The organism is Curvibacter lanceolatus ATCC 14669 (assembly GCF_000381265.1).
Lineage (GTDB): Bacteria > Pseudomonadota > Gammaproteobacteria > Burkholderiales > Burkholderiaceae_C > Curvibacter > Curvibacter lanceolatus.
The window spans coordinates 120,132-144,937 of sequence record NZ_KB906257.1 but is presented as its reverse complement, the minus strand read 5'-3'; the positions used below and the strand labels follow the sequence as shown (position 1 = coordinate 144,937).

Genomic DNA, 24,806 nt, shown 5'->3' with positions numbered 1-24,806 from the left:
TTGGCTCACTGAAGCTGGCGCCAGCCGATGCGCGCCGTGGGCCCGCCCAGCACGCGCAGGCGCATCGGCCCGCCCCGCCCCAGGCTGACCACATCGGGGCCCGCCGAACGCTGCCACAGGCGGGCCTGGGGCCCGGCGCGCCAGCCACTGATGTCGGCCAGCTCGGTGCCGGTGAAGCCGCCACCATCGGTATCAAACGCCGGCCACGGCGCCGGCGCGCCGCTGAAGACGTCGAGCAGGTACTCATGGCCGAGGGCCTCGCGCAGCGGGGCCTCACAGCCTGGCGAGCCCGCTTCGGCCGGCTCGCTGCGGGCAGGCACCTGGCTGCGCTGCAGCCACAGGCGGCCCAGCACCTGGCCGCTGGAGAGCACCCGCTCGCGTGGCTCGGGCAGGTCCATGTACCAGCCGCGCACGGCCGCTGGCCCGCGGTAGTTCACGGGGTGGCGGCTGCTGCGGTAGAAGGTCTGCGGGCCCTGCCGGACGGCCTCGGTGCGCTGCTGCGCCACCAAGGGCGAGGGCGTGAGCCGCCGCCACCCCCCGCCCAAGGCCGTGCTGGGCCCCATTTGCACGGTCGAAGCCCCCACGCCCACGCGGGCCGTGTCCCAGAGGCCATACAGGGTCTGCACGCCGGTGCTGCTGCGGTCACCCGCGGTCAGCAGGCGGCCGGTGCCAAAGGCCAGCATCACACCGCCGTAGGGGTGGGGCAACCAGGCGGGGGCCACCCCGATCGGCTGGCGCCGGCCCTGGGCGTCTTCGGCGACAAAGAGCGGCCCGCCCGGTGCGGCGACCCGCCAATCCGAGGCCTGGGCACTGCTGAGGTCGAACTTCCAGAGCTGCCCCTGCAGGTCGCCCGCATAGGCCACATCGACCTGGCCGTCGCCGTTGAAATCGATCAGCTGGGGTGTGGACAGGCCATTTCCTGGAACACCGGGAACACCAGGACCACCTGCCAGGCCCGACGCGACCGGCAGCTTGAGCAACTCCTTCGCGCCATCCAGGTACTGGATCAGCAGCACCGCACGCTCGTTGCGGCTGCTCACCCCATTGCCCATCAGCACAGCCCAGCGGCCATTGTTGAGGCGGCTGAACTGCATCACCCGGGCAGGATGCGCCGGGTCTGTGGTGGGCTCGAGGATCTGGTGGCCAATGTCGGGATCCGCGCCGTCGCTGCGGTCCAGCACCACCTGGCGGGCGGGGTCCTGCTGGGCGAACTGGGTGGGTGAGCTGACATCGAGCACGAAATAGCCCTTACCCCCCAGGCCCAGGGTGGCGAGCAACAGGGTCTTCCACCCACTGCCGTCGAAGACATCGCCGCTCATGAGGCGCCCGTCAACGCTGTAGCGATGCGAATAGGCCGGCTCGGTCAGCTCACGCAGCCGAGGCCAGGCGCCCAGCGGCACGTAAGCCAGCGTCTCGCGGCCATCCTGGCTGGAGAAGCCGTGCAGCATGCCATCGTTGGCGCCCACGTAGACCATGCCGGCACGGCCCCGGTGCTGCTGCACAAAGGCCGCATGGCCCGGCTCGGCCCGCCCCGGCAGCGGCGGCCCCACATACCAGGGGGCCGAATGCACAATGTCCCCCAGCAGGCTGCCCCGTTGCCGCAGGCGCCCACCCTGCGGCGCTTCATCGGCGCGCGAGCCCCGCAGGTAGCGCAGCCGCAGTTCCCCCTCGGCATCGGGCGCGCGCGGCCCGCCCTTGAGCACATCGCGCTGGGCAGCGCTCAACCCATCCCATTCAAAGCGGACGCCGCGGGCACCGTCATGGGTCCAGATCAGGCGTTGCGCGGGCTCCATGCCCTGTAACACCTGACCCGCCTCCCAGACCGGCCGAGGCTGCAACACCCCTTTGTCGTCGACACCGATGGCCTGCAGGGAGCCGCTCCAGTGCCGGCTCTGGTAGCCCGCCAAGTAGAGCATCCCACCGGCATCCAGCGCCTGGGTGTTGCCCGCCAGCGCTACCTCGGATTCGGTGTTCTCGCGCGGGATCGGCCCGAGGATGTCGCCCAGGGCCTGGCTCAGGCTCTCGTGATCGGTGGCCTGCACAAAGCGCCCGCGCCCATTGATCGCCACGTGCCAAAGCTCCTGCAGGCGCGCACGCGCCAGGGCCTCGTCGGCCAGGGCGCGGCCATCCAGGGGGCTTGGCTCGATGCACAGGTTCGGGGGCAAAGGCCCATCCCCCTTCAATGAGGGGAAATGGCCGCGCAGCAGATCGGCATTCGTGCCGGCGGTGAACAGGGGGTTGCACCAACCCACCTCACCGCGCACCAGGACCTGGAAATCGCCCGACCAGGTGTCACCCGCCCACCAGGGCCGGCGCCGCGGGCCGGACTCGGGCAATGGATAGGCATCGGCCTGCCGCGCATCCTGCGGGGGTGGGATGAAGCCCACGGTGTAGGTGCTCAGGTGCTGCCAGGTGGCCGGGTCGTTTTTCGGGTTCCAGTACTCGGGTACCCGGTAAGGGGCCGCCGCCGTGCCGAGATCGGCCTCGGCGGCCTGGCGCACCTGGGGCGGCACCTGATTGGCCAGGCCGGGTTGCAGGTCGCTGGCCCAATGGTCAAAGGCGAAATCGGCCAGGGTGTTGTGGTGCCAGCGCGGCTGGCCGGGGGTGAGCTGGGTGCTGAGCCGCGGCTGGTAGCCATCGCGAAAGACCCGCGTCACCGCCTCGGTCTGGCCATAGGGGTCATACACCACGCCATCGGGCAGCACGCGGCGGGTGCCGTCGGCATTGCCGGCGTCGGCTGCATGCGCGCCAGCCAAGGCCTCATCGGTCCACCCGCCCGCGTCGATGAACAGGTGGTAGGACCGGCGACAGCCCAGCACCGGGGCCTCCGCCTGGCCAGGGATGGCGGCATACGGCCCCTCCACACCGGTGCTTCTCATGAAGCGCCCCGCCTCCGAGAACAACAGATGCGCCGGTTGGGACTGGCTGGGCACCAGCGCCTCCAGCCATTGGAAGAAGCGCGCCCGCTCGGTGCTGTCGAGCGAGCGGAGCTGGAGCCGCCTGGCACAGCCTGCGTCGGTCTGAGGGCGGCAACTGCCGTAGGACTGGTAAGCCAAGCGCAGGCTGTCGTCGGGCACGGCATCGGCACTGAAACCCGAGCGCAGCACCGCACGCAAGGCCTGCAAACCACCGGGGCCCAGCGACACGGAGTCGCCCACGGAGAGGATCAGATTGGGCGGCGCGCCCGTGGCCCCTGCCGGGGCCGTCTCCAGGGGCAGGGGCTCGGCCCCTGCACGCCCAACCATCCCGCAAGCAAGAGCCAACACCCTCCAGCTGTGTTTTCCGATCATGACGCTCAACCCTTTCATCACTGGCATGGCCCCCATCCGAAGCCTCAGGGGCTGCCCAACATGTTCCGAACCAGCAGGGACTGCAGCACGGTGGCGGCCCCCCGCCCGCCGCCCCTGCACCACCGCGGTGATGCGGAAGATGAAGGGGTCGGCCGGCGTGGGCGACCAGATCGCCAGAGCTCCCCCGGCGGCGGCGGCCCCCGCGTTGTAGGGCAGCACCTCGATCCAGTACCAGGCCCCCCGGCTGGCACCGGGCTGCAGCAGCGGGTTGCCCGCGCCGGCCGCCAGCGTGGCGCCGCTGTAGCGGCCATACGGAACACCGCCCCCCGCGGCCACGAACGTGCTCAGCGTCTGCTCATTGCGCCAAAAGCCGCTGCCCGCCTCGGCGGTCGCGGCCGGCCCCAGGCTCAGGCAGAGGCCATCGGCGCAGGGTGGGTCGCGCAGGGCCAACTGCTGGGCCAGCAGGCCAAAATCGGCCACAGTGCGGGGCACCATGGCCGTGGTGGCCGGGTGGCGGCAGCCCACTCCAGCGGGGCCGGGCCGGCAGGCCTGCCCCTGGGGCCCGAGGCCGAGCACATCCAGCTCGGCATCGTGCAGCAAGGCCTCGGCCGCCTCGAAGGCCCGGCTGGCTTCGCTGTCGTTGCCGGCCAGCATCTCCGACAGGCGCACGACCTGGGTATCGGCCAGCACCAGCCAGGCGCACAGCAGGACCATCACCACCACGACCAGCAGCGACACCCCTTGTTGGGCCGGCAGAGGCCTCATCGCACGTGCCCCAGGCCACGCAGCACGAAGGTGTTGCGCAACACGATGTGCCGGCGCCCCTCCTGGGCCTGATCCAGCCCATTGCAGCCCTGAAACGAAGGGCCCTCCAGGCGGGGCCCGCCCACCACGCCCACCATCTGCAGACAAACCTGCACCGCGAGCACCTGAGGCCATCGGCCAGCCATCTGGTCGGCATCCAGCCATTGCAGGGTGGCAAGGTCACCGCTGCCCAGGCGCAGCGCGTAGCGCACCTGGAAATCCTCCAGCGACTCGGCCACCGGCTGCGGGGTGGCGGCATTGCTGGAGCCCCGGCACATCAGGCGCCCCCCACTCACGAAAAAGCGGCTGTCCACCCGGTGCAGCGTTTTGGCCGTGCCAGCGCCCAGGCAATCGGGGCTGATGCTGGCCGATCGGTTCTCAAAGCTCAGCACCAGGGTGTCGGCGCTGCCCTGCGGCCCATCCAGCCCCCAGACATGGCCGCCGTCACCCACCCCATCGCCATCGAGATCCAGGCCATCGAAGTGCGGGCTGTACACAAAGGTGTGCTCTGACAGTGGGGCCGCCGGGTTGAGGAGCTGCAGTTCGACAGCGCCGGCCGGCCGCAACTGGCTGCCGATCAGGCGCATCGCGTTGTTGGCCTGGGCCATCAACTCGGCCCCGTCCAGGGTCTGCCGCGACAGCACCCGGGTCGAGGCCAGCAGACCCACCGCCGCCAGAGCCAGCAGCAGGCCGATGGCCAGCCCCGCCAGCAGTTCGGGCAGCGACACACCACGCACAGCGCCCTGGCACGGGACCGGAGCTCGGGGCAAGACGTTGGACAGCCTCATGGCGCTGAATAGAGCAGTTGGCAGATCTGCCGCTCGGGACAGGTCAGCGGCACGCCGCCCGACAGGGCCGACACGCTCAAAGGGGCCAGGTAGTCCGCAGCGCGGGTGGCCTCGCGGGCGCGCCAGCCCAGCAGAACGCCGATCTGGCCGTCTGCGTCCCCAGGCCGAAAGACGGTGGCACGCCCCAGGGGCAGATCACGACCGACCTGTCGATGCCACTGATCGAGGTCCCAGGTGGCCAGGGCCTGCGGGCGGCAGGGCTGGGCGCTGCAGTCTGGCGCACTGTCGAGGGTGCTGCCGGCCCTGTCAGGCGGGCTCAGGTAGGCCGCCAACACCGCAGAGCCCCCGGGGTTGGCCTTGATGCGCTCGAACAGATCCTGTGCCAGACGGGTGGCCACCACGCGTTGTGCGGCCACTTGGCCATCGACCCCGCTGCGCAGCTGCAGTGCCAGCAGCCCCAGCACTGCCGAGGCCAGCACGCCCAGGGCCACCAGGGCCTCAAGCAAGGCCACGCCAGTGAGCGAAGAACGAGGCTTCATGACCCGCTGCAGGAGACGGTGGCGGGCAGCTTGCGGATCCGGCCTCCGGTGGCGCTGCAGACCTGGTAGGTGGAATCGAGCCGGTTGTTCGGCGGCGTGAAGGTGAAGCCCAGGTTGACGCCCCCCAGCTGCCCCCAGCGGTTGACGGCAAAGGAGCGCTGGCTGAGCGAGCGCATCACCAAGGTGCCATCCGAGACACGGAACACCTGGATCAATTGATCCGATGTCGCGCGGCCGGACCGGGTGGGAGGGTTGAACAAACCGTCGCCATCGCGATCGGCAAACACCAACCAGCCGCAGGACCAGTCCTGGGCAGAATCCGGGCGGGCGCAAGCGGCGTCCTCCAGGCGCTGGACCGCCACGCCACCACCGCGCCGGAGGGCCTCCGTGCGCGCCAGGTTCAGGGCCGCCACCATCTGGCTGGCCGCCAGGTCGGCCTTGTAGCGCTGCGCCAGCACGCTGAAGCCGGGGGCTGCCAGCGCGGCGAGCAAGCCCATCAGCGCCAGCGTGACCAGCAGCTCGACCAGGGTCAGGCCTTGACCGCACCAGGGTGGCTTGTTTTTGCAGCTTGGCGACGCACCTGAAGACATCCGACGAAAATACGTGCTTCAGCCACATCACGGCACGCCGACGCGAACGACGGTATTTATCTCAGGACCACTGGATTGACACGCCCCAACGCCCTCTCTTCAAGCCACCCAGAGCACCCGATGGATCAGGCGCTGGCCCTGGCCGCGCAGGCCCAGCTGATCTGCCCGCCCAACCCCGCCGTGGGCGCCGTGCTGGTGAGCGCGGACGGTCGGGTCATCGGCCTCGGCCACACCCAGGTGCGCGGGGGGCCCCATGCCGAGGTCATGGCCTTGCGCGACGCCCAGGCGCGCGGTGAATCCACCCAGGGCGCCACCGCCTATGTCACGCTGGAGCCCTGCTCCCACCACGGCCGCACCGGCCCCTGCTGCGATGCGTTGATTGCCGCCGGCGTGGGCCGCGTGGTGGCCTCGCTGCAAGACCCCAACCCCTTGGTGGCCGGTCAGGGCTTTGCCCGCTTGCGGGCAGCCGGCATCGAGGTGGAGGTCGGTCCCGGCGAAGCGGCGGCACGCGAGCTCAACATCGGCTTCTTCTCGCGCATGACCCGGGGGCGCCCCTGGGTGCGCAGCAAGATCGCGGGCTCGCTGGACGGCCGCACCGCACTGGAGAATGGCGTCAGCCAGTGGATCACCTCCCCCGAGGCGCGAGCCGACGGCCAACTGTGGCGGGCCCGTGCCGGTGCCGTGCTCACCGGTGTGGGCACGGTGCTGGCAGACGACCCTCTGCTCAATGTGCGCGATGCGCAAGGGGTGCCCACACCCCGCCAACCGGTGCTGGTGGTGCTGGACAGCCAGTTGCGCACGCCGCTCACCGCCCGCCTGTTCACGCTCGACCGGCCCTGCCTGCTTGTCACCACCGTGGCCGATGCAAGCCGCCACGCCCCCTACCTGGCCCGCAAGGCCGAAGTGCTGGTGCAGCCCGGCCCGGATGGGCGCATCGACCTGGTGGCGCTGATGACCGAACTGGGCCGGCGCGAAGTGAACGAACTGCATGTCGAGGCCGGCCCCCTCCTGAACGCGGCCTTGCTGCAGGCCGGCCTGACCGATGAGTGGCTGTTCTACCTCGCACCCAAGCTGCTGGGCCCCGGGCGCCCCCTGCTGGCCCTGCCTGCCCTGAGCCGGCTCGACGAGGCCTGCACGCTGGCCTTCACCGACATCGATCGCATCGGCCCGGACCTGCGCCTGCTGGCGCGCCGGGCCGACGCCCCCCGCCAATCCTTTTCCACCTCAACCTTCTGACAGGACAAGCTGAACATGTTCACTGGAATCATCACTGGCGTCGGCCGCATCGTGGCCTTGCAAGACCTGGGCAGCAGCGCCAGCCACGGCAAACGCCTGAGCATCGAAACCCCGGCGGGCTACCTGGACGACGTCGGCCTGGGCGACAGCATTGCGCTGAATGGCGCCTGCATGACCGTGACCTCGCTGCAACTGGCCGAGCGCCAGTTCACGGTCGACATCTCGGCCGAATCGCTGGACAAGACCAGCGGCCTGGACCGCACCGGCACCATCAACCTGGAAAAGGCGCTGCGCGCCAACGACCGCCTGGGCGGCCACATCGTGTCAGGCCATGTGGACGGACTGGGCACCGTGCTGCGTTTTGAGCAGATCAGCGAGAGCTGGGAACTGCGCATCGGCGCCCCCGCCAGCCTGGCACGCTTTCTGGCCTACAAGGGCTCGATCACGGTCAACGGCGTCAGCCTGACCGTCAACCAGGTGCACGACACCGCAGAGGGTGCCGAGATCAGCATCAACCTGATTCCCCACACGGTCGCCAACACCGCGCTGGGTGTGCTCAAGGCGGGCGATCGGGTCAACCTCGAAATCGACACGGTGGCGCGGTATGTCGAGAGAATGCTTTCGACGACACACAAGTAAATCGAAACAATTTAATCAAAACAAAACCGGGGCGACCAACCCCGGTTTTTTCGTTGAACACCTTGAAATTAAAAAATCATGAATTCCCAAAAAAATCAATACCATCCATCAATCCAAACCAGTCGCCAAATCAGTTAACAACCCAACGATAATCAGCAATCACCCTGTTTACGGAAGTCCCGACAGAGATCCTCAAAGAAAATTCCTCACGCGATGGCCCGCACCTGAAGCACAGATTTTCAAAAAAATACAGATAATTTATTTACTCACACAAAATCCGTCCGATTTGAAAATCAGCCTGGATTCTCATCGCTTCTCCATTAAATTCAGCTGAGCCGGTGCGTGCAAAGAAACAGGGAAACGCCTGTCGTCGCAGGTATCGGCACAGCGCTGACGCCCGGCCCATGTCCGTGTCACGGCAGCGCGGTTCAATTTCAAAACTGGAGAATGTCATGAAGAAACTCGCTCTTTCCCTGGGCCTGGCCCTGACCCAACTGGCCCTCATCCCCGCCCACGCCAATCCGGCCGGCGAAGCGGCAGCTCAGGCCGCCAAGAACAACGGCTCTGGCGAAGCCGCCACCGCAGATGACCGCGCCAAGGCGTCCAAGCCCGCCAGCGCCGAACAAAAGGCCGAGGCCCGCGCCAAGCGCAAAACCGAAGGCGCTGCCGCCGCCAAGGCCGACAAGGCCAACGGCTCGGGCGAAGCCGCCACCGCAGATGACCGCGCCAAGGCCTCCCAGCCTGCCACGGCCGAGCAGAAAGCCGAAGCCCGCGCCAAGCGCAAGACCGCTGGTGCGGCTGCCGCTGAGGCCAACAAGGCCCAGGGTTCGGGTGAGGCCGCTACGGCCGACGACCGCGCCAAAAAATAAGAAAGAAAACCTCACGACCGGGCGGGCCCTTGCCCTGGGATGGGCCAAGGGCCTGCCCGGTCCGCAGCCCGAGCAAATCTGCCACGCTGCCGCTGAGCCCAAAAATCTGGCATGACAATTGCTAATTGCTTCTGCTGACTTCCTACCCTGCGGGATTGCAGGCGGCTCAGAACCCAAAAATTGGGAAATCTCAACTTTTGATTCGTGTCAAGCACCCAGATCAAAAAACCCAATCACACACCAAAAGTGTCGCAACTCGGACACTTAGACCACTCATCGTAAAAAAACATCCGCCCACTCCGTTAGAGTGGTGTTACTGCGCCTGCGAACTCGGCCATGGGTTTCCTGATGTTGACTGGCAGGCACAGCAAAACGTGCAAGCGTCCGGTTCCGGACGTTCACTGACTAGCTCGGATTTTTGGAGAAACGTATGAAAAAAGTGATTCTTTCCGTGGGTGTGGCTCTGGTTCAACTGATGGCCGTCAACGCTTTCGCCGCTGGTGAAGTGGACGCCGCTGACAGCAAGGCTGCCGCTTCGACCCCCGTCACCAAGGCTGAAAAGCAAGCTGCCCGCGCTGAGCGCAAGGCCGCTGGCGCTGACGCTGCCAAGGCCGCCAAGGCTGCTGAGAACGGTGATGCCGCCGGCGGCGCCGACAAGGCTGTTCCTTCGGCCAAGGCCACTGCCGCCGAAAAGAAGGCCGCCCGCGCCAAGCGCAAGGCCGCCGGCGCTGAAGCCGCCAAGACCGAAAAGAACGGTCAGTGATCGGCATCGGGCCGCGCCCTGGCGCGGTCCAACCCGGTCTCTGAGCAGACCGGTGCCAGCACACAGACAGCAGGCGCGGAGTGATCCGCGGCCTGCTGTTTTGCTTTCCGACCACCCCTCGCGGGTACCCGCCGCAATGGATGGGTTCACGGCAATTGGCCAACACACGAGCGCCTGAGGTGCCCGCCATGCTGGACGGTTGGCTTTGCGGCGATAATCGGGGTTTGTCGGTTCATCCAGGATCTCCCCAAGAGGCTTCCCGCATCACCCTGACACACCGTGGCCTGCCGGCCAGGCTCACGCCCTGGCGTCTGGGCACTGACCCGCGGGACGACGGAAACAAGCGAATCAACCCATGGACCACACCCTGCCCCCTTCCGCACCGCTGCACCCGCAGCGGCAGGATGCCGGCGAGCTGGCCCGATCACATCGACACCCATGACAAGCAAAACACTCACGCCCGTGGCCATCTCCCCGGTGGAGGACATCGTGGCCGACATCCGGGCCGGCCGCATGGTCATCCTGGTGGATGAAGAAGACCGCGAGAACGAAGGCGACCTGGTACTGGCCGCCGACCATGTCAGCGCCGAGTACATCAACTTCATGGCGCGTTATGCACGTGGCCTGATCTGCCTGACGCTGTCGCGCGACATGTGCGAGAAGCTGCAACTGCCGCCCATGGTGGCGCGCAACGGGGCCAAGCACTCGACCGCGTTCACGGTGTCGATTGAAGCGGCTGAAGGCGTCACCACCGGCATTTCGGCTGCCGACCGGGCCCGCACCGTGCAGGCGGCTGTGGCCCGCAACGCCCAGGCCAGCGACCTGGTGCAGCCCGGCCACATCTTTCCGCTGCAGGCGGTCGATGGCGGTGTGCTGATGCGCGCCGGCCACACCGAAGCCGGTTGCGACCTGGCCACCATGGCCGGCTGCAGCCCCGCCTCGGTGATCTGCGAAGTGATGAACGAAGACGGCACCATGGCCCGCCTGCCGGACCTGCAGCTGTTTGCCGCCGAGCACGGCCTGAAGATCGGCACCATCGCCGACCTGATCGAGTACCGCAGCCGCACCGAGTCCCTGATCGAGAGCCTGGGTGTGCGCAGCATCCGCACGGCCTATGGCGAGTTCCAGGCCCACGCCTTCCGCGACAAGCCCAGCCAGGCCATCCACCTGGCCCTGGTGAAGGGCCAATGGCAGGCCGATGAGGTGGTGGACGTGCGCGTGCACGAGCCGCTGTCGGTGCTGGATGCCCTGGAAATCAACCGCAGCATGCACTCCTGGGGGCTGGATGCCAGCCTGGCGCACTTTGCCGCCAACGGCAAGGGCGTGGCCGTGCTGCTCAACTGCGGCGAAAGCGCCAGCGAACTGCTGGCCCAGTTTGAAGGCCGTGCCCGTGCGGCCCAGGCCCCCGAACGCGGCCGCATGGACCTGCGCACCTACGGCGTGGGCGCACAGATCCTGCGGGCCTGCGGCGTGCACCGCATGCGCCTGATGGGCAACCCGCGCCGCATGCCCAGCATGACCGGCTACGGCCTCGAGATCACCGGCTACCTCACCAAGGAATAAGACACATGTTTGGCGCAGAAAAAGGCACGTCCGACAAGCTGGACGGCAAGAAACTCCACATCGGCATCGTGCAGGCCCGTTTCAACGAGAGCATCACCAACGCCCTGGCCGACGCCTGCAAGGCCGAGCTGGCCGCCCTGGGCGTGCTCGACAAGCACATCGACCACGTGCTGGTGCCCGGCGCACTGGAAGTGCCGGTGGCCCTGCAGGCCCTGGCCGAAAAAGACGAGTACGACGCCCTGATTGCCCTGGGCTGCATCATCCGTGGCGAGACCTACCACTTCGAACTGGTGGCCAACGAGTCGGGCGCCGGCGTGACCCGCCTCTCGCTGGACTACCAGATCCCGATCGCCAACGCGATCATCACCACCGAAAACCTGGAGCAGGCCGTGGCCCGCCAGACCGACAAGGGGCGCGACGCGGCCCGGGTGGCGGTCGAGATGGCCAACCTGCTGGACGAACTTTCATGAGCGACACCCCCACCCCCGCACCTCGCCAGCCGCGCCCCCCGCGCAAGGGCACGACCAGCACCGGCGCCCGCAAGGCCGCCTCGAAATCCGATCGCAGCCGGGCCCGCGAATTCACCCTGCAAGCGCTGTACCAGTTCCTGGTGGGCAAGAACGACGCCAGCGACATCGACCACTTCACGCGCGATCTGTCGGGCTTTCACAAAGCCGACGCCGCGCACTACAACACCTTGCTGCATGGTTGCATCGCCCAGGCCGACGATCTGGATGCCCAGATCGCGCCCCTGCTGGACCGCAAGCTGGGCGAGATCTCGCCCATCGAGCACGCCGTGATGTGGATCGGCGCCTACGAACTGCAGTTCTGCCATGACGTGCCCTGGCGCGTGGTGCTCAACGAGTGCATCGAGCTGGCCAAGGAATTTGGCGGCACCGATGGGCACAAGTACGTGAACGCTGTGCTCAACGGCCTGGCCCCGCGCCTGCGCGCCGCCGAGGTGGCGGCTGACAAGGGCAAGGCGCCCCAGGCTGCCCCGGCAGCCACGCCAGACGATGCGGTCAGCCCGCCCGCTGTCGACTGAGCTGCCAGCCCTTGCACCACCCTGCACCGCCCTGATGGCCTGATTCACCTGTTTTGCCCGTTTTGCCTGCACAGCCCCGCGCATGAAAATCTCCACCCGAGCTGGGCGCATCGAGCCCTTCTATGTCATGGAGGTGGCCAAGGCTGCTTCCGAACTGGCCCGCGAGGTGGCGCACAGCAGCCGCCCGATGATCTTCCTGAACATCGGCGAGCCCGACTTCACCGCCCCCCCTGCCGTGCAGGAGGCCGCCGCCAAGGCCATCCGCGACGGGGCCACCCAGTACACCCAGGCCACCGGCCTGATGGCGCTGCGTGAACGCATCAGCCAGTGGTATGCGGACCGCTTCGGCGCCCAGGTGCCCGCGCGGCGCATCGTGATCACGGCCGGCGCCTCGGCCGCCCTGCAACTGGCCTGCCTGGCGCTGATCGATGCGGGCGACGAAGTGCTGATGCCCGACCCCAGCTACCCCTGCAACCGCCACTTTGTGAGCGCGGCCGAGGGCAATGCGGTGTTGATCCCGACCACGGCGGCCGAGCGCTACCAGCTCAGCGCCGACAAGGTGCGCCAGGCCTGGACGCCGCGCACCCGCGGCGTGCTGCTGGCCTCGCCCTCCAACCCCACGGGCACCTCGATCCACCCCGACGAACTGCGCCGCATTCACGAGGTGGTGAAGCAGCACGACGGCATCACGATGGTCGACGAGATCTACCTGGGCCTGAGCTATGACGACACCTATGGCCACACGGGCCTCACCATCGACGACCAGCTCATCAGCATCAACAGCTTCAGCAAGTACTTCAACATGACGGGCTGGCGCCTGGGCTGGCTGGTGGTGCCTGATGCGCTGGTGCCGGTGGTCGAACGCCTGGCGCAGAACCTGTTCATCTGTGCCAGCACCGTGGCCCAGCATGCCGCCCTGGCCTGCTTCGAGCCCGACAGCCTGGCCGAGTACGAACGCCGCCGTGCCGAGTTCAAGGCCCGCCGCGATTACTTCATCCCGGCGCTGGAAAGCGTGGGGCTGACGGTGCCCGTGAAGCCCGACGGGGCCTTCTATGCCTGGGCCCACTGCCGCGACTGGTGCGAGCGCCTGGGCGTGAAAGACAGCTGGGACCTGGCCTTCACCCTGATGCGAGAAAGCCACCTGGCCGTCACCCCGGGGCGCGATTTCGGCACCGCCGAGACCGCGGATTTTCTGCGCTTTTCCACCGCCAGTTCGATGGAACACCTGCAGGAATCGATCGCCCGCCTGAAAGCCCTGGCCGGATGAACCCGCAAGCCGCTCCGCAAAGCGCCGCCTACCGCCACAGCGTGCGCGTGTACTGGGAAGACACCGATGCCGGTGGCATCGTGTTCTATGCCAACTACCTCAAGTTCTTCGAGCGTGCCCGCACCGAATGGCTGCGCAGCCTGGGCGTGGGCCAACAGGCGCTGCGCGAGGCCACGGGCGGCATGTTCGTGGTCAGCGAGACCCGCGTGCGCTACCACCGCCCGGCGCGGCTCGACGATCAGCTCATTGTCACCGCCAGCCTGCACACCCCGGGCCGGGCCTCGCTGGTGATTGCCCAGCAGGCCTGGCTGCAGGATGCGGCAGGCCTGCCGGTGGAACTTCTGTGCGAAGGCACGATCCGCATAGGCTGGGTCGATGCGGCCAGCCTGCGCCCCGCACGCATCCCGACGAACATCCTGGAAGTACTCTCATGAATTCTCAAGACCTGTCCATCGTGCATCTGGTGCTGCATGCCAGTCTGGTGGTCCAGCTGGTCATGGCCTTGCTGGCCGGCATTTCGATCGCCAGCTGGACGGCCATCTTCCGCAAGCTGTTTTCGATCAAGCGCGTGAAAGCCCTCAATGAAGAGTTCGAGCGCGAGTTCTGGTCGGGCACCAGCCTGAACGATCTGTTTGCCGCTGCAGCGCAGAACGCGCGCCAGTCCGGCCCCATGGAACGCATCTTTGCCAGTGGCATGCGCGAGTTCCAGAAACTGCGCGAGCGCCGCATCAGCGACGCCGGCACCCTGATGGATGGTGCCCGGCGCGCCATGCGGGCCAGCTTCCAGCGCGAGATGGACGTGATCGAGTCCAATCTGTCCTTCCTGGCCTCGGTCGGCTCGGTGTCCCCCTATGTGGGCCTGTTCGGCACGGTGTGGGGCATCATGGGCGCGTTCTCGGGCCTGGCCGCCCTGCAGCAGGTCACCCTGGCCACGGTGGCCCCCGGCATTGCCGAAGCCCTGGTGTCGACCGCCATCGGCCTGTTCTCGGCCATCCCGGCGGTGGTGGCCTACAACCGCTTTGCGCGCGACATCGATCGCGTGGCCATCCACCAGGAAACCTTCATCGAAGAGTTCTCCAACATCCTGCAGCGCAACCTGGGCGCCCAGGCCGCTCAAGCCTCGGCCTCGGGCCGCTGAACCCCGACCGGAGGACCCCGCTATGCCCGCCATGGTTTCACGCGGCCGCGGCCGCCGCACCATCAACGAGATCAACATGGTGCCCTTCATCGACGTGATGCTGGTGCTGTTGATCATCTTCATGGTGACCGCGCCCCTGATCACGCCCAGCAACATCGACCTGCCCAGCGTGGGCAAGGCCAGCAAGCAACCTGACCGTGTGGTGCAGGTGGTGATTGGCAAGGACGAGAAGCTGGAGCTGCGCCGCCCCGGCAAGCCCGAAGAAACCCAGTCCATCAACCAGGCCGGCCTGGTGGCGGCCGTGCGCCTGGCCCAGGACGGCGACGACAACAACCCGGTCGTGATCAGTGCCGACCGGAACGTGAAATACGAGTCGGTGGTGAGGGTGATGGATGCCCTGCAGCGCGCCGGCGTCAAGCGCGTGGGCCTGTCGGTGCAACTGGCCCCCTGACCCGGGCCCCTGAGCTTCATGACGCACGCCCTCTCCGAACGCAACGAATTCGCGCCACCGCCGCAGCGCGGCATGGGCCGCGCAGTCGCCCTGGCCTTGCTGGCCCACGCGCTGCTGGTGGCCGGCCTGACCTTCAGCGTGCAATGGAAGCGCAACGCCGAGGACACGGTGGCCGAGGCCGAGCTGTGGTCTGCCGTGCCGCAAGAGGCAGCGCCACGCGCAGTCGAACCACCGCCGCCCCCCCCTCCTCCGCCGGCGCCGCCCGAAGAGATCGTCAAGCCCCGGCCCGCACCGCCGCCGGCCCCGGCAGTCAAGCCGCCACCGGCGCCGGATGAATCGCTCAAGGACGCCCAGATCGCCCTCGAGAAGGAGCGCAAGCGCAAGGAAATCGAGAAAAAGGACCGCGAGCACCAGCGCGAACTCGAGAAGAAAGCGCAGGAGAAGAAAGAGCGCGAAAAGCAGGAAAAGCTGGAAAAAGAAAAAGCCCTGCAGCAAAAGCGCGAGGCCGAGAAAGCAGCCGAAAAGGCAGCAGAGAAGGCCGCAGAAAAGAAGCGCCAGGAACAACTGCAGCGCGAAAAAGACCAGGAGCGCAAGAAGCAGGAGGAAGCCGCCGACAAGCGCCGCGCCGCCGAGGCCGATGCCAAGCGCAAGAAGGACGCCGACGCCGCCGACGCCAAGCGCGTCGAGGCCCAACGTGCCGACAACCTCAAGCGCATGGCCGGCATGGCCGGCGCCAGCGGAGGCCCCAGTGCCACGGGCACCGCCCTGCGTTCGTCGGGGCCTTCTGCCAGCTACGGTGGGCGCGTCAAGGCACGGGTCAAGCCCAACATCGTCTTCACCGACGACCTGCCGAACAACCCGGTGGCCGAGGTGGAAGTGCGCCTGGCCCCCGACGGCACCATCGTGGGCCGCAAGCTGAGCAAGTCCAGCGGCGTGGCGGCGTGGGACGAGGCCGTGCTCAAGGCCATCGACAAGACCGAGGTGCTTCCGCGTGACACCGATGGCACCGTGCCTTCGTCGCTGGTGCTGGTGTTCCGGCCCAAGGACTGACGCGTCGGGGTCGGCGGGGCCGCCCCTCTGTCCCCCCGGAGTGCCAGCCCAGCGGTGCGCCGGCCACAGGCTGCCCCCAGGGCCTCACGATGGCCCGCCATGAGCACGGACACTCCCCATGACAGTGGCTACAAGCAGCTGTTCTCGCACCCCGACATGGTGCGCGACCTGCTCACCGGTTTCGTCCCCGGGCCCTGGGTTCAAGCCGCCCGCTTCGATACGTTAGAGCGTGTTCAACGTCTCCCACGGGTCGCGCAGCGGTCTTTTCGGGATGGGATGCAAGGCGCGGTGCGCCGTCGATAGCCCGCCTATCGACAAGCGCCGCAACGCCGCAGACCGCCCGAAAAGGCCACTGCCCGAAGGGTTGGAGCGAAATCGGGCGATTGAGCGCCCCGACTGCTTGCATGGGCACGAGCCCATGCGGCGCACCCGGGCCACCCACTCATCCCGATTGCGCTCCAACGCGGCCCGTGCGAGACATTGAACACGCTCTTAGCGCGTCAACGCCAGCTATGTCAGCGAATCGGATAAGCAACGCCACGACGACATGGTGTGGCGGCTGCAAGTGGGGCCACGCTGGGTCTGGATCTACCTGCTGCTGGAGTTCCAGAGCCAGGATGACCCGTGGATGGCGGTGCGCATGATGGTCTACGTGGGCCTGCTGGCCCAGCATCTGATCAAGGAAAGGCAGCTGGAAGACGGGCGATTGCCCGCGCTGATCCCCTTGGTGCTTTACAACGGCGCACACCCCTGGAAAGCACCCACCGATGCGGGCCACTGCTTTGCCCCCAGCCTGCCCGGCCTGGCCCGGTTCCGCCCCAGACTCATGTACCACCTGATCGATGAGGCCCGGCTGCAGCTGTCAACTTCCTCCGATGTCCGCAACGTGGTCGAAGCCTTGTTCAGACTTGAACGCAGCACGGGCCCCTCCGACATCATCGGCCTGATCAAGGCAGCGGGAAGCTTGCTGCAAGCCCCCGAGCAGAAGGCACTTCGACGCACCCTGGATCTCTGGTTTCGCCGTCTGATCCGTCGCAAAATGCCCGAAACCGCCGAGCCCGATCTGGCCGCCATCCCCAACCTCTTTGAAAGAACCCCCATGCTTGAAGACACCCTGGAGCGTATTTTCAAACAGGCCCACAAGGATGGCCTCCAGGCAGGTCGACAAGAAGGTCGTGAGGAAGGCCGCGAGGAAGGCATCACCCTGATGCTGCGGCGGGTGCTGGAGCAGCGGTTTGCCCCCCTGCCGCCCTGGGCCGAGCAACGCCTGAGCGAGGCCACCCGCCAGCAGCTCGATCAATGGTCGCAGCACATGCTGAGCGCCACCACTCTTGAAGCGCTCTTGAACCCTACAGAAGGCTGAACCGGCGTCAGCCCTTAAAATCGGCCCCAGCCGACGCTGCCTTGGCCATGAGCTTCGACAGCGTCACCCTTTTTGCCCAGCGCCAGACAGGCCCTGTCTGCCGCCCCGTGCGATGGCTGCTGAGCATCGCATGGCACGGGTTGGCGAAGCCAGCCGGCCCCTCTCAGGACACCCCACCATGACCCTCAAAGCCCCCGAACTGCTGCTGCCGGCCGGTTCCCTCGAAAAGATGCGCGCCGCCTATGACTTTGGCGCCGATGCCGTGTATGCCGGCCAGCCCCGCTACTCGCTGCGGGCGCGCAACAACGAGTTCCGCCTGGAGCAGATCGCCCAGGGCATTGGCGAAGCCCATGCGCGCGGCAAGAAGTTCTTCGTCACCAGCAACCTGATCGCACACAACGACAAGGTGCGCACCTACCTGCGCGACATCGAACCGGTGATCGAATGCCGCCCCGACGCCCTGATCATGGCCGACCCGGGCCTGATCATGATGGTGAAAGAGAAGTGGCCCGAAACCGAAATCCACCTCTCGGTGCAGGCCAACACCACCAACTGGGCCACCGTGAAGTTCTGGCAGAAGATGGGCGTGACCCGCATCATCCTGTCACGCGAACTGAGCCTGGACGAGATCGAGAAGATCCGCCAGGAATGCCCCGACATGGAGATCGAAGTCTTTGTGCATGGCGCCCTGTGCATCGCCTACTCGGGCCGCTGTCTGCTGTCGGGCTACTTCAACCGGCGCGACCCCAACCAGGGCACCTGCACCAATGCCTGCCGCTGGGAGTACAAAACCCAGTCGGCCGCGATCGACCCCAACACCGGCGAGGCCCTGGCCCAGAAGCTGGACAAGGGCTTCAGCTTCGAGCAGGCCCGTGACGAGGCCGACGCCGAGTTCACCAGCACCTGCGGCAACCACCAGCGCCACCCCGCCGCCGAGCAGGTCTACCTGATCGAAGAGCTGGGCCGCCCGGGCGAACTGATGCCCATCATGGAGGACGAGCATGGCACCTACATCCTCAACTCCAAGGACCTGCGCGCCATCGAGTACGTCGAACGCCTGGCCCAGATCGGCGTCGACTCGCTGAAGATCGAAGGCCGCACCAAATCGCTGTACTACGTGGCCCGCACGGCCCAGGCCTACCGCCGTGCCATCGACGACGCGGTGGCCGGCCGCCCCTTCAACCCGGCCTTGATCACCGATCTGGAAGGCTTGGCCAACCGCGGCTACACCACCGGCCTGCTGGACCGTCGCCCGGCCAACGACTATCAGAACTACGAAACCGGCCACTCCGTGGCCCACCGCAGCCAGTTTGTGGGCGAGGTGCGTGGCGCGGCCGACGGCTGGGTGGAAGTGGAAACCAAGAACCGCTTCGCCGTGGGCGACACGCTGGAGGTGATCCACCCCAGCGGGAACCAGATGCTCAAGCTCACCGAAATGCGCAACAGCGAGGGCCAGCCGGTGGACGTGGCGCAGGGCAACCCGATCAAGGTCTGGATCCCGCTGGAGGCCCGCTTTGCCGGCGCCTTGCTGGCCCGGGTATTTGAGCCCGAAGCGGTGGCTTGAAGCGCTGACGCGCATAGCACAGATCCACCCTCCAACCACCCGAAAAGGCCTGCTTCGCAGGCCTTTTTTGCTCTTATTTCGGTAGCAAAATTCGCAGTTTTCAACACAGGGTTAACCCTGCTTAAACAGTAAGCAGCCTGTTGAAAGCCGCACCAGTAAAGGCTTTGGCAGCTTGTTCATGCACTCACCCACAAAGTTGTCCACAGAAGCTGTGGACGAATGTGACAAGCTGGCGACAAGCTCGTGGCGCCGGCTCAAGCCACCCAGCAAAAGCGATTGAACACGGCCTGTCGCGGGTGTGATCGCGCCGCCGCCAGCGCTGGGGCAGCATGACCCCGATCAAGAGCCTACCGAGCGCCCACCATGACTGAGACAAGCCCCGCCAACACGACCACCACCACCCATCACCGCATCTGCCCGCTGTGCGAGGCCTGTTGCGGCCTGGAAATCAAGGTCAGCGGGGGGCACGTGACCCGCATCAGCGGCCATGCCGACGATGTGTTCAGCCAAGGCTACATCTGCCCCAAAGGCGCCGCCCTGAAAGACCTGCACGAAGACCCCGACCGCCTGCGCCAGCCCCTGATCAAACGCAACGGCCAATTCGAGCCCGCCAGTTGGGAAGAGGCCTATGCCGAGATCGAGCAGCGCCTGCAGGCCGTCCAGGCGCGCCACGGGCGGCACAGCGTGGCGGCCGTGGCCGGCAACCCCAGCGCCCACAAGATCGGGCTGATGCTGTACTACCCCCGCCTGCTCAAGGCCCTGGGCACGCGCAACATCTTCAGCGCCGCCACCCTCGATCAGATGCCACGCCATGTGGTCAGCGGGCTGATGTACGGACACTGGATGAGCGTGCCGGTGCCCGACCTCACCCGCACCGACTGGCTGCTGGTGCTGGGGGCCAACCCGGTGGCCAGCAACGGCAGCATGTGGACCGTGCCCGACTTCCGTGGCAAAGCCAAGGCCCTGCAGGCGCGTGGCGGCAAACTGATCGTGATCGACCCACGCCGCAGCGAAACCGCGGCCCTGGCCGATGAGCACCATTTCATCCGCCCTGGCGCCGACGTCTTCCTGCTGCTGGGCATGCTGCACACCGTGTTCAAGTCAGGCCTGGCACGGGCCGGCGCGGCCGAAGGCCTGATCGGATCGCTGGATGAGTTGCGCCAGGCGGTGGCCCCCTTTGCCCCCGAGGTGGTGGCCGAACGCTGTGGGCTGCCGGCCGAGACCATCGCCCGCCTCGCCACCGAGTTGGCCAGCACACCGCGCGCGGTGCTGTATGGCCGCATCGGCACCTGCACGCAGGATTTCGGCAGCCTGTCCACCTGGCTGATCGACCTGTTGAACCTGCTCACCGGCCACCTCGACCAGGTGGGGGGTTCGATGTTCCCCAAGGCAGCCGCCTTTGCCGCCAACACGGCAGGCCCCGCCGGACAGGGCCGCGGGGTCAAGCTAGGCCGCTTCAGCAGCCGCGTCAGTGCGGCCCCCGAGGTGATGGGTGAGTTGCCCATCAGCTGCCTGGCCGAAGAAATCGACACCCCGGGTGAAGGGGCTGTGCGGGCCTTGATCACGATCGCCACCAACCCGGTGCTCTCGGCGCCCAACGGCGAGCGCCTGTCCAAGGCCCTGGGGCAGCTCGACTTCATGGTCAGCCTGGACATTTACCTCAACGAGACCACGCGCCATGCCGATGTGATCCTGCCCGCGCCCTCGCCGCTCGAAGACCTGCACTACGACGTGCCCTTCCCTCAGCTCTCGTGGCGCAACCACGCGCGTTACAGCGCGCCGATCTTCCAGCGTCCCGCGGGGCAGCCGGCCGAATGGCAAAGCCTGCTGCGGCTGGCCGCCATCGCCCAGGGCGCGCAAGGCTCCCAGGACAGCCAGACGCTGGATGACCAATACTTTGCCGATGAGCTGAAGCGCCTGCCCGCCGAGCTGGCTGACGCCGCCCGCGCCGCCAGCGGCCACCTCCTGGGCCCGGACCGCCTGCTGGACCTGGCCTTGCGCGGCGGCCCCTACAAGCTGAGCCTGGACCAGGTGCGGGCCGCCCCGGCCGGGCTGGACCTGGGTGAGCTGCAGCCCCGCCTGCCCGAGTTGCTGCGCACACCCGATGGCCGCATCGACCTGACGCCGCCGGCGCTGATGCAAGACCTGCAGCGCGCCACGGCCGCCCTGCATGAACCCGCCCCGGCCCTGACGCTGATCGGGCGGCGCGACGTGCGCTCGAACAACAGCTGGATGCACAACCTGCCCATCCTGGCCGAAGGGCCCGAGCGCTGCACCCTGCTGGTCCACCCCAGCGACGCGCAGCGCCTGGGCCTGCAAGACGGCAGCCAGGCCCGCCTGAGCCGCAGCGACCGGCCCGCCACCGCCCTGCTGGTGCCTGTGCAGCTCAGTGCCGCCATGATGCCCGGCGTGGTCAGCCTGCCGCACGGCTGGGGGCATGACCAAGCGGGCACGCGCCTGAACCTGGCCGCCGAGCGCCCTGGGGTCAACCTGAATGCTCTGTTGGACGAACAAAGACGCGACCCGCTGTCGGGCAATTCGGTCTTGAGTGGGGTGGCCGTCAACCTCGTGGCCGCCTGAGCCTTCGTCGGCACCGCTTCGGAGGTATTTGTCACACTTTGGCTCTCGCAGACCCGACATGCCGTCACATGGCGAGGTTACAACCGGGTTTCATTCAACACCGGGAGTTCTCCATGGGCTTTTTCAGCAGCATTCTTTCCAAACTGGGTTTCGGCGAACAAGCTGTGGCCGCCGCCGAGCAAGCGCCCAGCGCCCCCACGGCGCCGGCGCCCGCCGCAGGCCCCACGGCCATCAGCGAGGTCGACGTCCTGGGCCAACTGGAGGCACTGGCTGCCAGCCACGCTGAAAAGCTCAACTGGAAGGTCTCCATCGTCGACCTGATGAAGTTGCTGGGGCTGGACAGCAGCCTGGCCGCCCGCAAGGCCCTCGCCACCGAGCTGGGCTGCCCGGCCGACCGGATGGGCGACTCGGCCGCCATGAACATCTGGCTGCACAAGACGGTGCTGCAAAAGCTGGCGGCCAATGGGGGCAATGTGCCGGCAGAACTGCTGCACTGATCAGCCCCACAGCGCGCTCCTCGCGAAACCTGGGGTCGCCAGGCTGACAAAAACAAAAAGCCCCGCCGGAGTCATCCGGCGGGGCTTTCTTTTGGAAAAAGCGTTTCAGCCGCGAGGCTGAAACAAGGCCTTTTCAGGCCCTGGGTCCTCAGGCGCTCACGCCCTTGGCCACTTCTGCGTACTCTTCGATCTGGTTGAAGTTCAGGTACTTGTAGATCGAGGCGCCGTCCTTGTTCACGATGCCCATGGCTTCGTGGTATTCGGCCACGGTGGGCAGCTTGCCCAGCTTGGAGGCGATGGCGGCCAGTTCGGCCGAGCCCAGGAACACGTTGGTGTTCTTGCCCAGGCGGTTCGGGAAGTTGCGGGTGCTGGTCGAGATGACGGTGGCACCTTCGCGCACCTGGGCCTGGTTGCCCATGCACAGCGAGCAGCCCGGCATTTCGGTGCGGGCACCGGCGGTGCCGAAGGCGGCGTAATGGCCTTCCTTGATCAGCTCGGTCTGGTCCATCTTGGTCGGCGGGGCCACCCACATCTTGACGGGGATGTCGCGCTGGCCGCCCAGCAGCTTGGCTGCAGCGCGGAAGTGACCGATGTTGGTCATGCACGAACCGATGAAGGACTCATCGATCTTGGTGCCGGCCACTTCGGACAGGAACTTGGCGTCATCCGGGTCGTTCGGGCAGCAGACGATCGGCTCCTTGATGTCGGCCAGGTCGATCTCGATGACGGCCGCGTATTCAGCGTCCTTGTCGGCTTCGAGCAGGTTGGGCTGGGCCAGCCAGGCTTCGACCTTCTCGATGCGGCGTTGCAGGGTGCGGGCATCGGCGTAGCCGTCGGCGATCATGTTCTTCATCAGCACCACGTTGCTGGTGAGGTATTCGTTGATCGGCTCAGGGTTGAGCTTGATGGTGCAGCCGGCAGCCGAGCGTTCGGCCGAGGCGTCGGACAGTTCGAACGCTTGCTCGACCTTGAGGTCAGGCAGGCCTTCGATTTCGAGGATGCGGCCCGAGAACACGTTCTTCTTGCCGGCCTTGGCCACGGTCAGCAGACCGGACTTGATGGCGTACAGCGGGATGGCATGCACCAGGTCACGCAGGGTGACGCCGGGTTGCATCTGGCCCTTGAAGCGGACCAGCACCGATTCCGGCATGTCCAGGGGCATCACGCCGGTGGCGGCACCGAAGGCCACCAGGCCGGAGCCGGCCGGGAACGAGATACCGATCGGGAAGCGGGTGTGCGAGTCGCCACCGGTACCGACGGTGTCAGGCAGCAGCAGGCGGTTCAGCCAGCTGTGGATCACGCCGTCGCCCGGGCGCAGGGCCACGCCGCCGCGGCTGCTGATGAAGGCCGGCAGTTCGCGGTGGGTCTTGACGTCCACCGGCTTGGGGTAGGCTGCGGTGTGGCAGAAGGACTGCATCACCAGGTCGGCCGAGAAGCCCAGGCAAGCCAGGTCCTTCAGCTCGTCACGGGTCATGGGGCCGGTGGTGTCCTGCGAGCCCACGGTGGTCATCTTGGGTTCGCAGTAGGTGCCCGGGCGCACGCCTTGACCTTCGGGCAGGCCGACAGCGCGGCCAACCATCTTCTGGGCCAGGGTGAAGCCAGCATTGGTGGCGGCAGGTGCCTGCGGCAGACGGAACAGGGTGGAAGCACCCAGGCCCAGGAATTCACGGGCCTTGGCGGTCAGCGAGCGGCCGATGATCAGGTTGATACGGCCACCGGCACGCACTTCGTCAAACAGCACATCGCTCTTGAGCTTGAACTCGGAGACGGTTTCGCCGTTCTTCACGATCTTGCCTTCGTAAGGCAGGATGTCGACCACGTCGCCCATTTCGAGCTTGGACACATCGACTTCGATCGGCAGCGAGCCCGAGTCTTCTTGGGTGTTGAAGAAGATGGGGGCGATCTTGCCGCCCAGGGTCACGCCACCAAAGCGCTTGTTGGGCACAAAGGGGATGTCCTGGCCGGTGGCCCAGATCACGCTGTTGGTGGCCGACTTGCGGCTGGAGCCGGTGCCCACCACGTCGCCCACGTAGGCCACGAGGTTGCCCTTCTTCTTGAGGTCTTCGATGAACTGCATCGGACCGCGCTTGCCGTCTTCCTCGGGCGTAAAGGCCGCGTCAGGACGGGTGTTCTTCAGCATGGCCAGGTAGTGCAGCGGGATGTCCGGGCGGCTCCAGGCGTCGGGTGCAGGCGACAGGTCATCGGTGTTGGTTTCGCCAGGCACCTTGAACACGGTGACGGTGATCTTCTTCTCGACTTCGGGGCGGGTGGTGAACCACTCGGCGTCAGCCCAGCTCTGCACGACTTCCTTGGCCTTGGCGTTGCCGGCCTTGGCCTTTTCGGCCACGTCGTTGAAAAAGTCGAACATCAGCAGGGTCTTCTTGAGGCCTTCGGCGGCCACAGCAGCCACTTCAGCATCGTCCAGCAGTTCGATCAGGGGGTGCACGTTGTAGCCGCCCACCATGGTGCCCAACAGCTCGGTGGCCTTGGCCTTGGAGATCAGGGCCACAGCGAGGTCGCCATGGGCCACGGCAGCCAGGAAGCTGGCCTTGACCTTGGCGGCATCGTCCACGCCCGGTGGCACGCGATGGGTCAGCAGGTCGAGCAGGAAGGCGTCTTCACCCGCCGGCGGGTTCTTGATCAGCTCGATCAGGTCGGCGACTTGCTTCGCATCCAGCGGCAGGGGCGGAATGCCCAGGGCTGCGCGTTCGGCAGCGTGTTGGCGGTAGGCTTGCAACATGTTGTTCTCCTGTCAGTTCACTAAGGGGAT

20 protein-coding genes and 1 pseudogene are annotated in these 24,806 nt (G+C 66.9%); 16 read left to right on the top strand and 5 right to left on the bottom strand.

Annotated features, from left to right (window positions below; genetic code table 11):
- Positions 1–5: 5 nt before the first annotated feature.
- From F624_RS0111155 to F624_RS0111140, 4 genes are read right to left on the bottom strand one after another with little or no spacing between them, the layout of a single operon-like run.
- Complete coding sequence (locus tag F624_RS0111155) at positions 6–4,055, bottom strand: PilC/PilY family type IV pilus protein (protein ID WP_019574388.1); 4,050 nt, start codon at positions 4,053–4,055, stop codon at positions 6–8.
- Positions 4,052–4,822: a PilW family protein gene (locus tag F624_RS0111150; protein WP_169426577.1), complete on the bottom strand. Its 771-nt coding sequence runs from the start codon at positions 4,820–4,822 to the stop codon at positions 4,052–4,054. Before F624_RS0111150 ends, F624_RS0111155 begins: the two co-directional genes overlap by 4 nt.
- 56 nt (positions 4,823–4,878) lie before the next feature.
- Complete coding sequence (gene pilV, locus F624_RS0111145) at positions 4,879–5,421, bottom strand: type IV pilus modification protein PilV (protein WP_084679482.1); 543 nt, start codon at positions 5,419–5,421, stop codon at positions 4,879–4,881.
- Positions 5,418–6,011, bottom strand: coding sequence for a GspH/FimT family protein (locus F624_RS0111140; RefSeq protein ID WP_019574385.1), 594 nt, complete (start codon positions 6,009–6,011; stop codon positions 5,418–5,420). Before F624_RS0111140 ends, pilV begins: the two co-directional genes overlap by 4 nt.
- A gap of 120 nt (positions 6,012–6,131) precedes the next feature.
- Between F624_RS0111140 and ribD the strand changes: the two genes are divergently transcribed.
- The 16 genes and pseudogenes from ribD to F624_RS0111060 all read left to right on the top strand — a co-directional run bounded on the left by ribD (position 6,132) and on the right by F624_RS0111060 (position 22,036).
- Positions 6,132–7,247 (top strand): bifunctional diaminohydroxyphosphoribosylaminopyrimidine deaminase/5-amino-6-(5-phosphoribosylamino)uracil reductase RibD, encoded by a 1,116-nt coding sequence (gene ribD, locus F624_RS0111135; RefSeq protein ID WP_019574384.1) that lies wholly within the window; start codon positions 6,132–6,134, stop codon positions 7,245–7,247.
- 15 nt (positions 7,248–7,262) lie between these two features.
- A complete protein-coding gene (locus tag F624_RS0111130; RefSeq protein ID WP_019574383.1) occupies positions 7,263–7,886 on the top strand; it encodes a riboflavin synthase in 624 nt (207 codons plus the stop codon).
- A gap of 452 nt (positions 7,887–8,338) precedes the next feature.
- Positions 8,339–8,755, top strand: a complete 417-nt coding sequence (locus F624_RS0111125; protein ID WP_019574382.1) for a hypothetical protein — start codon at positions 8,339–8,341, stop codon at positions 8,753–8,755.
- Positions 8,756–9,185: 430 nt separating this feature from the next.
- Entirely contained in the window at positions 9,186–9,518 is a 333-nt protein-coding gene (locus F624_RS0111120; RefSeq protein ID WP_019574381.1) for a hypothetical protein, read from the top strand.
- Positions 9,519–9,956: 438 nt separating this feature from the next.
- Positions 9,957–11,081 carry a bifunctional 3,4-dihydroxy-2-butanone-4-phosphate synthase/GTP cyclohydrolase II gene (gene ribBA, locus F624_RS0111115; RefSeq protein WP_031254725.1) on the top strand — a complete coding sequence of 375 codons (1,125 nt, stop codon included), beginning with the start codon at positions 9,957–9,959 and terminating at the stop codon, positions 11,079–11,081.
- A 5-nt stretch (positions 11,082–11,086) separates the two neighbouring features.
- Positions 11,087–11,551 (top strand): 6,7-dimethyl-8-ribityllumazine synthase, encoded by a 465-nt coding sequence (gene ribH / locus F624_RS0111110; RefSeq protein WP_019574379.1) that lies wholly within the window; start codon positions 11,087–11,089, stop codon positions 11,549–11,551.
- Positions 11,548–12,126, top strand: a complete 579-nt coding sequence (nusB, locus tag F624_RS0111105; RefSeq protein ID WP_019574378.1) for a transcription antitermination factor NusB — start codon at positions 11,548–11,550, stop codon at positions 12,124–12,126. Before ribH ends, nusB begins: the two co-directional genes overlap by 4 nt.
- 82 nt (positions 12,127–12,208) lie before the next feature.
- Positions 12,209–13,393, top strand: coding sequence for a pyridoxal phosphate-dependent aminotransferase (locus tag F624_RS0111100; RefSeq protein WP_019574377.1), 1,185 nt, complete (start codon positions 12,209–12,211; stop codon positions 13,391–13,393).
- Positions 13,390–13,827: a tol-pal system-associated acyl-CoA thioesterase gene (gene ybgC / locus F624_RS0111095; RefSeq protein ID WP_019574376.1), complete on the top strand. Its 438-nt coding sequence runs from the start codon at positions 13,390–13,392 to the stop codon at positions 13,825–13,827. The genes F624_RS0111100 and ybgC overlap by 4 nt, the downstream gene beginning before the upstream one ends.
- Entirely contained in the window at positions 13,824–14,531 is a 708-nt protein-coding gene (tolQ, locus tag F624_RS0111090; RefSeq protein ID WP_019574375.1) for a protein TolQ, read from the top strand. Before ybgC ends, tolQ begins: the two co-directional genes overlap by 4 nt.
- Positions 14,532–14,553: 22 nt before the next feature.
- Positions 14,554–14,982, top strand: a complete 429-nt coding sequence (locus tag F624_RS0111085) for an ExbD/TolR family protein (RefSeq protein WP_019574374.1) — start codon at positions 14,554–14,556, stop codon at positions 14,980–14,982.
- Positions 14,983–15,000: 18 nt separating this feature from the next.
- Positions 15,001–16,032, top strand: a complete 1,032-nt coding sequence (gene tolA / locus F624_RS0111080) for a cell envelope integrity protein TolA (RefSeq protein ID WP_019574373.1) — start codon at positions 15,001–15,003, stop codon at positions 16,030–16,032.
- Positions 16,033–16,546: 514 nt separating this feature from the next.
- Positions 16,547–17,395: pseudogene (locus F624_RS0111075) on the top strand (Rpn family recombination-promoting nuclease/putative transposase); the annotation flags it as partial.
- A gap of 178 nt (positions 17,396–17,573) precedes the next feature.
- Positions 17,574–18,959: a prephenate-dependent tRNA uridine(34) hydroxylase TrhP gene (trhP, locus tag F624_RS0111070; RefSeq protein WP_019574371.1), complete on the top strand. Its 1,386-nt coding sequence runs from the start codon at positions 17,574–17,576 to the stop codon at positions 18,957–18,959.
- A 363-nt stretch (positions 18,960–19,322) separates the two neighbouring features.
- Positions 19,323–21,539, top strand: a complete 2,217-nt coding sequence (locus F624_RS0111065; RefSeq protein ID WP_019574370.1) for a molybdopterin-dependent oxidoreductase — start codon at positions 19,323–19,325, stop codon at positions 21,537–21,539.
- 113 nt (positions 21,540–21,652) lie between these two features.
- Entirely contained in the window at positions 21,653–22,036 is a 384-nt protein-coding gene (locus F624_RS0111060) for a DUF3597 domain-containing protein (RefSeq protein ID WP_019574369.1), read from the top strand.
- 148 nt (positions 22,037–22,184) lie between these two features.
- Here the strand turns inward: F624_RS0111060 and acnB are convergent, their stop codons facing one another.
- Positions 22,185–24,776: a bifunctional aconitate hydratase 2/2-methylisocitrate dehydratase gene (acnB, locus tag F624_RS0111055; RefSeq protein WP_019574368.1), complete on the bottom strand. Its 2,592-nt coding sequence runs from the start codon at positions 24,774–24,776 to the stop codon at positions 22,185–22,187.
- Positions 24,777–24,806 lie beyond the last annotated feature (30 nt).